The organism is Thermosporothrix sp. COM3 (assembly GCF_059696735.1).
In genome coordinates this window covers 2008487-2021536 of sequence record NZ_AP019376.1, presented here as the reverse complement: position 1 = coordinate 2021536, position 13050 = coordinate 2008487, and the positions used below count along the sequence as shown (strand labels likewise).

Sequence of the window (13050 nt, the reverse complement as noted above, 5' to 3'; positions counted from 1 at the left end):
CAGATGCTTTCGCCATATGGTGTTCAAATTTGTTTCCTGTCCCCTCCACCTGCCATATCCATCGGAGTTCGCTTCGCGACGTAAAAGATGCCATCCAATTCACGGAGGCAGTTCTTCCACGCAAGCAGATGAAAAGCCACGAAGACAAGAGCATAAAAAGGCAAGAATACTTTGTTGGGAAACACTTGCAACCCCTTCTGTCAAGGAGATAGAATTGATGTTGGGAAACAGAGAAAAGGATCTAGACTCTTATGCCGAAAACTGCCACCTACCTGCTGCACTGGGTCGAAAAACAAAAAGCATATGCGCTCTATGAAGAACATCCTCAAGGTCAGCCGCTTCTTCAAGGGGACACACCCGAATGGTTTCACTGGCTCACTGACCATACTTCCTTCTCTTTCCAGGGACGTAACGGAAACCTTAACCTCCAGAAGGAGGTACGCCCCAACGGGGGTGCTGGTTACTGGTATGCCTATCGACGCCAGGGAAAACGAACGGTCAAAAAGTACATCGGGGCCAGCACCAGACTCACCATAGCCCGCTTAGAAAGCATCGCCCTTCTCCTCTCCCCTGTAGCCTCCTCGCATCAGCAAAGCGAGGCGCCTCCTCTCCTTCTTCCAAAACTTCAGCCACCCCGTCTTTCTTCTGCTCTGCTGATTGCCCGAGAACGTTTACTGGCGCTACTTGACGGCATCTATTCGCATCCATTGACGCTCCTTGTCGCCCCGGCAGGCTCTGGCAAAACAACCTTGATCCGGCAATGGCAAACCAGCTGTCATGTTCCAGAACAGATACGCTCCATCTCCTGGGTCTCCCTGGAGAAAAGCGACAACGACCCCGACCGCTTCTGGACCTATGTGCTTACAGCCTTGCAGCGGTTCTACGTTGGCGTAAACGACAGGTTTCCAATAGCATTTCAGCCACCTTTCCAGAAAGAGATGCTTACGCCTTTTCTCAATGAGCTCTCCAGGCATGACATCACAGGTCTGTTGATTCTGGAAGACTATCATACGATTACAGAGCCCGTTATTCATGAGGCGCTGACATTTTTCCTCGACCATCTCCCGGCTTCTCTCCATGTTGTTCTGCTTTCTCGATACATTCCACCCCTTCCATTAGCTCGCTGGCGGGCAAATGGGATGTTGCAAGAGATCCAGGCATCGCATCTGCGCTTCACCTCTGAAGAAACTGCGGCTTTTCTCCGGCAGGCACTTTCATTGACCATTCCAGAGAAAACGCTTCAACAGGTGGACGCACAACTACAGGGTTGGGCGGCTGGCCTGCGCCTCCTCACACTCACACTTCAAGGACGCACAAAGCCAGAGGTTGAGCATTCCCTTCTCCACCTGGCGAACACCCATCGCCCCATCATGGACTACTTTATCAATGAAGTGCTCGTCGCACAGCCAGAAGCGCTTCAACACTTCTTATTGCAGACCTGCGTCTTGACCCGCCTGAATAGTTCCCTCTGTGATGCCGTTACCGACAGCCAGAACACAAAGCACCTGCTGGAAGAAGTAGAGCGGGCGGGCCTTTTCCTTCAAACGCTGGAAGGGCCAGGACAGTGGTATCAGTATCATGAGCTATTTGCAGAAGCTCTGAGAGATGAAGCGCGACGACGCCTGGGCGAAGAGGCACTGAAAGCCCTCTTACGACGTGCCTGTCACTGGTATGAAAGCCACGATATGCTGGATGAAGCCATTGAAACAGCGCTGGCAATTCACGAGTATCCCTATGCGGCACTGCTTCTAGAGCGCTACCCTCCAACACAATTTGCGGCAGGTTGGCACTACACACTTCATCGCAGGCTGGCCCAATTACCCGAAAAGATTGTGTTTGCCTCTCCTGCTCTTTGCTTTATGTATGCTGTGGTGTCTCTCTTCGTCAAAGATCTCTCCGTGCCAGAAAACCGGGCATTCCTTGAGAAATTGCTTCAGCAGGCAGAGCAGGGCTTATCGACAGCAGATGATCGACTTCATCGCGGAGCGATCTATACGCTGCGCGCGCTGATGGCCTGGTGGCAAGATGATTATGTACAATCCTTTGCCGCTGCACGACAGGCACTCTCCCTGTTACCTGAGCAGGAGGTCAGATGGCGCGGAATGTGCCTGCTCCATACAAGTATGGAGGAACAGTTTGCGGGACGTTTCAACGCAGCCCGCACAGGACTGATAGAAGCACGGGCGCTCTGCGCTGCAAGCCAGAACATCCAGCCCTTGATGACCGCTACTCTGATGTTGGGAGATGTGTGCTTTGAGCAAGGAGCATTACAGCAGGCAGAACACTATTATCAACAGGCTCTGTCGGAAACAGAGGACAAAGCGGAAATGCTTGATGATCAAGGCCTGGCTCTGCTTGGTCTGGCGAGGCTTGCTTATGAGCGAAATGATCTGATGAATGCCAGACAGAAAGCATCTCAGGCCCTGACCAACGGCAAGCAGATCAAGAGCCAGAAGCTTCAAGCTCACGCGGCGCTTGTGCTGGCGCGTACCCTCCATGCTCTGGGAGAAGACGAGCAGGCATGGCACATACTACAGGAGCAAGTTGCACAGCTCTACAAGCCCGAACTACAGCGAGAATTACAGATCGGTCAGGCATGGCTCGCGCTCGCCTGCGGCAATCCAGCAGCCGCACAACAGCATATGGCAGCCATCACGCAAACAGCAACCCTCATTCCCTTCGTCCAGCGAGAACAGGAGATGTTCATCAAAGCGCGTCTCTTTCTGGCTCAGAACAACCCTCATAAGGCGCTTTCCCTGCTTCATGAATGGCAGCGGGAAGAGCCCTCCCGTGGAGAACTGGAACAGATGGCGCTTTTAGCCCTGGCCCATGCTCAAATTGCCTCTACAGAGCTGCCAACAAACAGTCTCGATCCCCAGCGGCATGCAAAATTGCTGCTGCTGAAAGCATTGGAGCGAGCACAACCCGAAGCCTTCCAGCGCCTCTTTCTGGATGCGGGTGAACACATGGCCGACATACTGCGAACCATTCTTCCTGAAATTCGCCTTGCTCCGTTGCATGCGTATGCCAGCCGTCTCGTGCTGGCCTTCTCTGAACCGGGAACACTCTCTGTCACTTCGGCTGCACACCCTCTGAGCTTGCAAGAACAACGTATCCTGCACCTGCTGGCTGCGGGTTTGAGTCAACCAGCTATCGCCCTGGAACTTGTTGTCTCATTAAACACCATTAAAACCCATGTGAAACACATCTATCGCAAACTCGGTGCGACCAATCGTCAGGAGGCCGTTACCAGAGCCACAACACTCCGCTTGCTCTCCAACCGCCCCGGATCAATATCCCCCTGATAATCACCCTGGAGGGCGATAGCAGCCGCATCAATCTCCCTGTAATATTGAGAAGAAGAGAGCAAGACAGCTTCTACACGGAAGAAGGGTAGATGCTTTCGATAGCTATGTTCTCTGATTATGCTTCATATAATCGTTCAATAAAAACAGGGAGTTTCTAGAATGCTTATGCAAAGACAACCTTCAGTCCGTCTATGTTATGGTCTCGCGATGATTGTTGCCCCCTTATTGCAAGCGGCCTCTACCTTCTTCTGGGAAGGAAGCAACCAGAGCGTTATTGGAGGAACCCTGATCGTTCTCGCTACGATCTTCTGGCTTCTGACGTTTGTTGCTCTGTTTGATCTCTTACGTGAGAAGATGCCTCTGTACGCGGCCTGGGGACAAATTCCCGCGTTCTATGGATGTATAGGAGGCGCACTTTTCGGGTTTCGCGATGTCTATGCCGCGACTTTCCATTTTACGCGTCAAGTCGAGCTGCAAGCCTTCTCGGCCCATGCCCTGAGCTACAATTTCACGCTTTTCTGGTCCGGACCCTTCTTTGTGCTCAGCCTGTTAGCCCTTAGCTTCTTTCTCACCTGGAAACGAGTGATTCCCTGGTGGATCGGCGCGCTGCTCTTTCTGGGTGCATTGACCTTTCCTATCAGCAGAATACCACGCATTGAACTCATCGCGCATCTAGCAGATGCCCTGCTGTTTCTTCCACTGCTCTTTCTGGGATGGAAATTCCTTCTCGGTCAATCAGCGCTTTTCCGCTCCCATAAGGAATGAGAGCACCAGGCATTTCAGGATCTTTAGCCAACAGAGTGAGGAGGGAAGCGACAGCCAAACCTCCTCCCTGCGGCCCTTATGGCAAACGATCCCTGAGCCGGCTGAAGGACCTATTTGCTCCTCTACTCCTTTGGAAGAGTATACTGCTATATCATAACCGGTACACGATGCTCTCTCGGCTCACCAGATCCCTCCCTAAACAGTACGCCTGGTCTACCGATCGTAAGTATGTCATCCCTGTGTCCCAATATCTTCCCGCCGCCTTCGTTGTTTCATACGGATGAAAGGTCTTTCTATCAAAAGGTATACGAGAGTACTCCAGGGAACAATCAACAGAGCAAAAAAGCCCCAGTACAGGAGATAGGAAAGCATGGTATTGGTCACGCCAAAATGAGGGAAAACATACTTTTTAAAGATCGTGAGCAGGGGAAAATGCCACAGGTAAACTCCATATGAAATCGTCCCCAATGCCCGTAAGGGCCTCCACTCAAACGCCATCCGTAACGGGGCATTCCCGAAGAGCAGTACCAGAAGCAGAAGGCTCCAGCCAAGTGACACGATAAAACTCAGCAGCCAGGGAGCAAAAGGCACAAGTGGCACCATATACTGTAGCGTCGCGACAGGATAACTCACCCGAAAGTTCCAGAGAGCGCAGAATGTCAGCAACACAACCGCCACTACACTCAAAAAAGGGGACGCTCGTCTCAAACCGCGATAGAAGCGCTCTCCCTCCTCCGGATGTTGTGCATAAGCAAAGCAGAGGCTGACCAGCATGCCCAGAGCAAAATCTTCCCAGAACTTGCCCTCCACGCCAAAGAATAGAGCTCGAATCACCTGTAATCCTATTGAAGTGGTTACCTCTTCCTGCATAAACTGTTTTCCCGCAAACCGAATCAGCAGTCCCACAACAATAATCCCGATGCAAGCAATGATCGCTCCAATGAAGCGCCTGCGAACTATACAACATGTCAAGCTGATGAGCACATGCATGCCTCTCGCGATGAAGGGGAGCAGGAGATAGAACTGTCCTTCAATGGCCAATGTCCAGAAAGGAACATTGATGTGCTGGAAGGTCGCTTGCACAATAGTCCCGGAATTGACCATCCCTTCGTAACGAAGAGGAGTCCATCCGATAACCACAGCGAGAGCACCGGCACGCTCAGCGATACAGTACCCCTGTCACGTTCCGCGTCGTCTTCTTCTCACTCTTCTTCCCGACGAGACACATCCCATTATTCCTGGCACTCCTTTTTTGTCCACCCCCATATAATGGAAGCAGACTGAGAATCTGGAGGCCCGAAAAAGCAGCGAGTTTCTTCCCTCCCCGCCGCTCCTGTGATCGAGGGAGAGAGAGAACATGGTCCAGTGCTCTTAATAATTGTTATTCTCTGATAATAACATCAGACAGTTCATTACCGCCATTTCAGAAAATACATTCTTTCAATATGCTTCACACTCTAAGACTGGCCAGATGGTCAACATGCCGCCATTACACCAATATCTATATGGGTAGCCTGTGTACATGAAGAAAGTGCATTTCCAACGATCGAAGGGAGTTCTCATCTATGCATGAATTTCCTATCCTTACCAACATCACCGTAGCTCTTCTTATTGCCCTTATAGGAGGATGCATCGCGCGTCTTATCAAACTCCCGCCAATCGTTGGCTATTTGCTGGCAGGGGTCATTATCGGCCCGTTCACGCCGGGCTTTGTTGGTGACATCCACACAATTCAGGAACTGGCAGAACTTGGCGTTATTTTCCTCCTGTTCGGGGTGGGCCTGCATTTCTCTCTTGAAGACTTATGGGCGGTGCGCGACATCGCGATCTGGGGCGCCCTGTTCCAGATGATATTATCAACCTTAATGGTCCTGGGGCTAACCACGCTCTGGGGTTGGAGCTGGCCGGCAGGCCTGGTAATTGGCCTTGCCGTCTCTATCGCCAGTACTGTTGTGCTCTTGCGAAACCTGATGGATCATGGCTGGTTGAACACGACGCATGGACAGGTAGCGGTGGGCTGGCTGGTCCTTGAGGATCTGGCAACGGTCCTGATCCTGGTGCTGCTTCCTGCATTCTTTGCGAAGACAGGCCAACCGGTCTGGCAGGCGGCAGGGCTTGCAATCCTCAAGACTGCGGCATTTGTCATCTTGATTCTGCTGGTCGGAAAGAGAGTGATTCCCTGGTTACTGATACGGATTGCGCACTTTCGCTCGCGGGAGCTGTTCATTGTGACGATCATCGTCCTGACACTGGCGATTGCGGTAGGCGCAGCCTCGTTTTTCGGTGTCTCTCTGGCACTTGGCGCATTCCTTGCCGGTGTCGTCGTCCATGAATCGGCCCTCTCGCATCAGGTAGAGGTTGAAATAGAGCCGTTGCGCGAAATGTTTGCAGTCCTCTTCTTTGTCTCCATCGGGATGCTGGTCGATCCACATCTGCTGCTACAACGGCCCTGGGAGGTGCTGGCCCTGACCGCCATGATTATCCTGGGGAAAGGGTTGATAGTGCTGTTTCTGGGCCTTTTCTTCAAGCGTTCGGCGCGCACGGTGCTGGTTGTGGCGGTGGCATTAAGCCAGATCGGTGAGTTCTCGTTCCTGCTCGGGCAAACAGGGATGAGGCTACAATTGATACACCAGGATCAATATTCGCTCCTGCTCACCGGGGCGCTGATCTCGATTACGCTCAATCCGCTGATCTTTCATCAATTGCCGCGAATCGAACAAGTATTGCGCAAGATTGGCCCGCTCTGGTCGCGCCTGGATACGTATGCTCCGATCCAGCAGCCGATCAGCGAGAGCCTGCACGATCATGTGGTGCTGATCGGCTATGGACGCGTGGGCAAGCGAGTGGTCGATGTATTCTCACGTCTGCAAGTGCCTCTCCTGGTCATTGAGCTGGATGCAGGCGCAATCACAGAATTGCAACAGCGAGGCATCCCCTCTCTATTCGGGGACGCGGCGAATTCGGATATTCTGGACGTCGCACGTTTGAAACAGGCCAAAGCGGCAGTGGTCACCATCCCCTATGGCATAACGATTCTCAGCGTTGTGGCAACCATTCGCCAGATCGCCCCGGAGGTGCCGGTATTGACACGCGCCGCGAATGAGGAGAACGCAAAACAGCTTTTTGAGCTTGAGGCAAATGTGGTCATTTACCCGGAGATAGAGGGCAGTATTCAGCTCATCAATGATACCTTGCTGTACCTGGGGTATACAGAGCAGAGCGTACAAACCTGTATCGAGACTGTCAGAAAAGTATTTGATGATTATGTGGCGAAACGGCCCGTTGAACCAGCACTCGAAAGTCTGGAGAGGCACCATCTTGAGAAGCGCGTGGCAGGGTCATAACATCAGCCATACGCTTCTCTTTTGTGCACAAAAGCATAAAAAACAAGATACGTGGTGATTTTCACATCCTGACAGCATTGCGTGAAGAGGGGCGGGGATGAGGTGGCAGGCAATCAATTCGCGAGAAGCAGGGCCCGCTCGTCTATCCGCCTCCCGGAAACGCTCTCTTTATCGGAACTGAGCCGCCTTCCCATCCTCTGAAGCTAGCCAGGAAAATCAACAGGAATCCCATGCATACCGAGCGTAAACGAGATTTCACCACCATGATGGATATCATGCTCCATCACATGCCCGACAACCCAGGCACGCGACAGGTAGACCTGTTTGCCATCCCACTCATCAGGGAAGGTTTGTTGCATGTCGAGGGGACTCCAACGGGCCAGACAATTTGCAATCAATTGCCAGGTCAGATCAAAACCGTGAGCCAGCTCGGCAGCGGTCAGGACAGGTTCTCCCTGTTGTAACGCATCTCCGTTTCGTTTCAGGTACGCGCCCATCTCCTCGCTGAACTCTTCTCCCAGGGTTTGAGTGAACCAGCCGATACGGACACCGATAATATGCATGGCATTCTCGCCAACGGAGCGCAGGTGAGGCGCGGCACGCAACGCAAGCTGTTCAGCGTTCAGCGACGAGAGCGCCTCTTTGACGTGCTCCTGATACTCTTTCCAGATCGTGTGGTACGTCGTGAGGGCAAAGTTGTCTTCAGCCATAGCAGTATGCTCCTTGTTGCGTTTCTCACAGCTTACCACAGAATGCGGATATATTCTGTCCTCATTCAGTGGGTTCCGCTAAAGCAAGCCGGGCCAATTTCTCCTGGTGACGACTCCCCACGCCTGAAGGCGGGGGCTTCTCAAGCGTTCGCTTGAAGGCTCCGTCCGAGCCGAAGGATGTTGAGAGCAGCATTGTGATCGCGGTCAAGGGAACAGCCACACTCGCAGGTATGCCAGCGTTCGCTCAGTTCCTTCTTCTTGACTGTACCGCACCTGCTACAGATCTGACTGGTGTATTTGGGGTCAACCATCACGATATGTACCGTACCAGCCTCTTCCGCTTTGTACTGACAGAAGGTGACGAATTGACGCCATCCAGCATCGAGTATAGACTTGTTCAGGCCTGCCTTTGCGCTAGCCCCATTAGGGAGATATTGCCCTGTCTCCGCGTCCTGCTTCACCTTTGGCCGTTTGGAGAGGGTGGCAGGAGCCAGCTCTTCAAAGACAATGGTCTGATACGTATTGACCAGCCAGCGACTCCACTTGTGCAGGTAATCGGTGCGCTGATGGCGCACCTTGCGATGCAAACGCGCCACTCGCTTCACGGCTTTCTTGCGTCGCTGTGATCCTCGTTGTTTCCTGGCAAGAGCGGCTTGCGCTTTCGCCAGCTTTTTCTGTGCTCTTCGGTAGAAGCGGGGATGCTCAATCACATCGCCTGTCGAAAGGGTCGCGAGTTTTGAGACACCCAGATCAACCCCTACTTCTCCATCGGTGTACGGGGTTCGCGGCATGGTGGGAGCCTCACACGCCAGACAGACGTACCAATGCTCGCCTTCTCGCTTGATGGTGCAGGTTTTCACCTTGCCGAGAAGGGGGCGGTGCAGCTTCACCTTGATACTGCCGATTTTGGAGAGGCACAAGCGGTTGTCATGGGTGAGGGAAAAACCGGATTGCGGGTAGGTGAAAGAGTCAAAGCGATTCTTGCCCTGAAATCTGGGATAGCCGGGCGTCTCGCCATTCTTCACGCGCCGAAAGAACGCCTGGAAGGCTTTCTCTACCCGCCTGAGCGTATCCTGCAAGACTTGCGAGTGAATCTTCTGGTATTCCGGTCGCAGTTCCTTGATGTCGGAGAGTTGGGCGGCTTGCTGCGTATAGCTTGTTCCCTTGCCAGTATACCTGTAACAGTCTCGCCGCTCTTGCACCGCTGCATTATACAGCTCTCGCAGAAGGTCAAGCGTCCAGGTGAGTTTCTCTGCCTGGTGTTTGGTCGGGTACAAGCGATACGTATACGTTCTGACTGGCATCCTTCCCCTTCTCCTTGCGAATGAATTGCTCTAGAGCCACCACGAGTTCAGAGTTGAAGGAACGCTTGTCACGCTTGGCGAGTTCCTGGAGAGCCTTATGCACCTGCGCAGGCAAGTACACCGTTGTCTTCTTTGTATCTTCATCCATGATGGGAGTATACCATTGCATTCCCGTTTTTGCAAGCCCTCTCCTCCCTCTCTCGCCCCAAAAGGCGCGTACAACGTCAGGAAGGTGTCGCAGCGGAGACAGAGCGACTGTACTACCGAGAAAGCGGTATGGAGAGCATTTCCCTTTGTTCTCCATACCGGTCAATTCCTCGTGAGGACCGACGATACACCTTCGCCTCCAAAAAAGGGAGAACAGCTCTACACAAGTGGCACACTTCACAACGCTTCCCGCGTCAGGCGGCAGGCCCTCGAAGCGGCTCAGCCTCAGCTATTTGCGCCCCACCCCAAGCAAGAACTCTGCTGGAGCAACAAAGCCATCAGCGCCCTCAAACTGGCTCACCGCCTGTCTTATCTCCTGTAAGAGTTGTTGCTGCTCCTGTTCGTTCAACTGCGCCATAACACCGGCAGTCAAGCGGCTTGCGGTCGATTGCAGGAAAGCGTCGAGCGACGTGTAATGGGTCTGAAATGGAAGAGCACAGGTCAACACGTCGGAAAAGCCAGCTTCCGTCAGTTCTCGTTCAAAGACCGCCGGATCTGAGAGCGAAAAGGGGTCAAGGCGAGGAGAGCGCGCTTCTTTCGTATATTTCGATACAATGGAAAGCGGCAAAGAAAAGAGAGGATTCTTCTCAGGTGCCGACCAGACCAGCGCCGAGACCTTTCCACCCGGCTTGAGAACTCTATGTATCTCTCGCAGCGCTTGCTGAATGCGAGGTATGAGCATCAGGCCAAGACGACAGATCACAGCATCGAAGGCATTATCTTCCAGAACAAGCTGTTCGGCATTCATAACACGCGTGGTGATATTGTTCAGCCCTTCCTGCTGTACCACTCGGGCGGCAACATCGAGCATTTCCGCTGAAATATCAGTTGCCAGAACAGAGCCACCCGGTTCCACTATTCGCGCCGCCAGTATACTCTGATCGCCAGTGCCCGCCGCGATATCAAGGACGTGATCCCCTGGCTTGAGTCCTGCGGCTTCCAGCATGCGCTGTGTTGCCCCCGCGAAGTCTTGCCGACGTCGCTGGATATCCTGCTGCCAGTGCTCTGCTGTCTGGGACGAGCTCCATACGTTACCCTGTGGTTTGTGCCCTTTTTCCTCGTTTACCATATTTTTTCCTTTCTTCTCTTGTTCTTCCCTGCCCTTGCCGCTCCCGACCGGACAGGGTTGCTCTTCTTCTCAAGCCAGAAAGTTTCAAGCAGAAACGATGCACACGATGATCACAAATGGGCAGCCAGACTCGGATGTGCTGCCCGGTTCGGCCAGAAAAGGCGGGAACCAAAACACTCGCAGAAAGCATAGATCCAGTCTACAACATTCACTACTGAGATGGACGGGCAGGCGTTACAAGCCAAAATGGAGATGCTTTCCTTTCATACCAGTAGGATCGCTTTCACGATATATACGCTCAGTTGCCCCTTCCGGTTCGATACATCTCCCTCACAGAACAGGGGCGGGAGGAACGCGCCACAAGAGATCCTCATAACAACAGCGTTGAACAAAAAAAGCATGTTCTCCTTGACATCTAGCATTGCCCATTGTATACTTACACCATATATATACACCGTAAGTACGGAGAGGGCAAAGAGATGACCGGAACTGAGAGACGGGAAACGCTCACCCGCCAAAAAGTGTTAGAGACGGCTTTGCAGTTGATTGATCGGGAAGGCCTGGAAGGCCTCAGCATGCGCAAGTTAGGAAACATACTCGGCGTCAATGCAATGTCGCTCTACAACCATGTGAAGAACAAGGAAGATTTGCTCGACGGAGTCATTGAGGTGCTGGTATTGCAGGTCCCCTACCCGGAGATGCCCGACGCAACTCCACGCGAGGAGTTGTGGACGTATATTCATGCCCTCCGCGATGTGTTGCGCGCTCATCCGCGAGCGCTTCCTATCATGGCAACAAGGCCTTTCCGTACCCCTGCAACGCTTGACATTCTAGATCGTCTTCTGGCCACCATTCATCGGGCAAACATCCACGGAGTGCAGGCTGTCTACGCTTTACAGTGCATCGCCATTTTTGCCATTGGCCAGATGTTACTCGAAGCCGGAAAACTGCCTGAAGCCGGTTCTGAACCGGGCGTCAACGGCCCCACAGTGTGGCAGCAATACCCGGCAACGCGCTATCCCACCCTGCACGCGACATTACCGGATATAGCACAGTGGAACTCCGATCAGGAGTTTGACTTTGGGCTCCAGGCTTTGTTTCAGAGCATCTTCGGGCACGAGAGAAGCGACATCGATGCACGCTGAAGACAAAACGAAATACGTTGTCCTGCATTCTTCCAGGGGAGTGCAGGCTTCAACTGACACATACTGATGTAGTGTTGTCCTGTAGTTATTCGCTTCTGCCAGATGAGGCCGATTGTCCCTCTGCTTTCTGCAAGAAGGGATATCCCGCGGCGCTAAAAACGGGAGCAACATCATCAAGAAAGGACAAAATGATGTCATCAACAAAGACACGGCGCTACAAGGTCACCAATGGACAGGTGAAACTCGCCGTCAGCGAGACAGGCCAGGGGCAAACACTCCTGTTCTTCAACGGGCTTGGCGCAACCCAGGTGTGTTGGGAGCGAATCATCCGGGCGCTTGACGGCCAGTATCGCATTGTCACCTTCGACTTTCGCAATCATGGGAAATCGTCTACTGCACACGGCCTCTCCCTTGAGAGCTTTCAGAAAGATGCAGAAGCCATTATGGATCAGGTCGCCGGTCATCGGCCTATCGTGGTTGGCTGGTCGATGGGGGCTGATCTGGCTGTCTGGTATGCTGCCGCGCATCCGGGAAGAATAGCCGGGCTGTTTCTTATTGATGGCGCAGTGCCGGTCAATCTCGTCAGCGATCCCGATGAGATACGACAACGACTCGATACGCCTGCGGTGCGCTTCGGGCCGCTTCTCCTGTACCTGATCGGGATGGGGTATCGACTCTCGATTGACGATCTGACAAATCTGACCGTTGAGATCAACGCGCGCCGCGAACACGTGCTTACAGCTTATGATCAGCTTGATTGCCCGGTTGAAATGGTACTGGCAACGAAGACCTCCGGAGAAAACGGGGAAAGAGCCGAGCGCAACAATCAATTGTGGAAGACAGGTGGCGAACAGCTTGCCCACCTCCACCCGGAAATATCTCTCAGGTGGTTGGACAACAGCCATCAGCTCCCCTTCAAAGAGCCAACAAAGCTCGCACGCTTTATCGACGACTTTGCCCGACAGATACAGGCAGACAGTCAGCCAAACATTGCGCACTAAAGAGTGCACGCCAGTCGGCGCTGTCCGGGGGCTTGAAAAGCAGAACATCTGCTCTTCAGGCCCGTTCCTGCCTCCAGATAACCAACAGACGATGAACGATCTCGCCAACCGGGAAACGTTCATCTCAGCGGTCCAGGCCTCTCCCGTCTTCAGGCGGCTTCCGCTCTCAAGCGCTCGAAGATCTATCCTCTATGCCT

10 protein-coding genes are annotated in these 13050 nt (G+C 53.1%); 5 read left to right on the top strand and 5 right to left on the bottom strand.

Features of this window, described 5'->3' with window-relative positions; genetic code table 11:
* Nucleotides 1-251 precede the first annotated feature (251 nt).
* Nucleotides 252-3305 carry a DUF6788 family protein gene (locus tag KTH_RS08885; RefSeq protein ID WP_497617951.1) on the top strand — a complete coding sequence of 1018 codons (3054 nt, stop codon included), beginning with the start codon at nucleotides 252-254 and terminating at the stop codon, nucleotides 3303-3305.
* A 168-nt stretch (nucleotides 3306-3473) separates the two neighbouring features.
* Nucleotides 3474-4073: a hypothetical protein gene (locus tag KTH_RS08880; RefSeq protein ID WP_497617949.1), complete on the top strand. Its 600-nt coding sequence runs from the start codon at nucleotides 3474-3476 to the stop codon at nucleotides 4071-4073.
* A gap of 231 nt (nucleotides 4074-4304) precedes the next feature.
* Here KTH_RS08880 and KTH_RS08875 read toward each other — a convergent pair whose 3' ends face one another.
* A complete protein-coding gene (locus tag KTH_RS08875) occupies nucleotides 4305-5213 on the bottom strand; it encodes an acyltransferase family protein (protein ID WP_497617947.1) in 909 nt (302 codons plus the stop codon).
* Between the two features lie 425 nt (nucleotides 5214-5638).
* On the opposite strand from KTH_RS08875, the gene KTH_RS08870 reads away from it, so the two are divergent.
* Nucleotides 5639-7417, top strand: coding sequence for a cation:proton antiporter (locus tag KTH_RS08870; protein WP_497617946.1), 1779 nt, complete (start codon nucleotides 5639-5641; stop codon nucleotides 7415-7417).
* Nucleotides 7418-7620: 203 nt separating this feature from the next.
* Here the strand turns inward: KTH_RS08870 and KTH_RS08865 are convergent, their stop codons facing one another.
* The 4 genes from KTH_RS08865 to KTH_RS08850 form a co-directional block, all read right to left on the bottom strand.
* A complete protein-coding gene (locus tag KTH_RS08865) occupies nucleotides 7621-8127 on the bottom strand; it encodes a DinB family protein (RefSeq protein ID WP_497617944.1) in 507 nt (168 codons plus the stop codon).
* Between the two features lie 140 nt (nucleotides 8128-8267).
* Nucleotides 8268-9431: an RNA-guided endonuclease InsQ/TnpB family protein gene (locus tag KTH_RS08860; RefSeq protein ID WP_497617942.1), complete on the bottom strand. Its 1164-nt coding sequence runs from the start codon at nucleotides 9429-9431 to the stop codon at nucleotides 8268-8270.
* The gene (locus tag KTH_RS08855; protein WP_497617940.1) at nucleotides 9358-9579 is read right to left on the bottom strand and encodes an Arc family DNA-binding protein; all 222 of its coding nucleotides are present in this window, start codon (nucleotides 9577-9579) and stop codon (nucleotides 9358-9360) included. Before KTH_RS08855 ends, KTH_RS08860 begins: the two co-directional genes overlap by 74 nt.
* 288 nt (nucleotides 9580-9867) lie before the next feature.
* Complete coding sequence (locus KTH_RS08850; protein ID WP_497617938.1) at nucleotides 9868-10707, bottom strand: class I SAM-dependent methyltransferase; 840 nt, start codon at nucleotides 10705-10707, stop codon at nucleotides 9868-9870.
* Nucleotides 10708-11186: 479 nt separating this feature from the next.
* Here KTH_RS08850 and KTH_RS08845 point away from each other — a divergent pair, with 479 nt between their 5' ends.
* Nucleotides 11187-11852 (top strand): TetR/AcrR family transcriptional regulator, encoded by a 666-nt coding sequence (locus KTH_RS08845; protein ID WP_497617935.1) that lies wholly within the window; start codon nucleotides 11187-11189, stop codon nucleotides 11850-11852.
* A 188-nt stretch (nucleotides 11853-12040) separates the two neighbouring features.
* On the top strand, nucleotides 12041-12853 hold the full coding sequence (locus KTH_RS08840; RefSeq protein WP_497617933.1) for an alpha/beta fold hydrolase: 813 nt from the start codon (nucleotides 12041-12043) through the stop codon (nucleotides 12851-12853).
* Nucleotides 12854-13050: the final 197 nt, after the last annotated feature.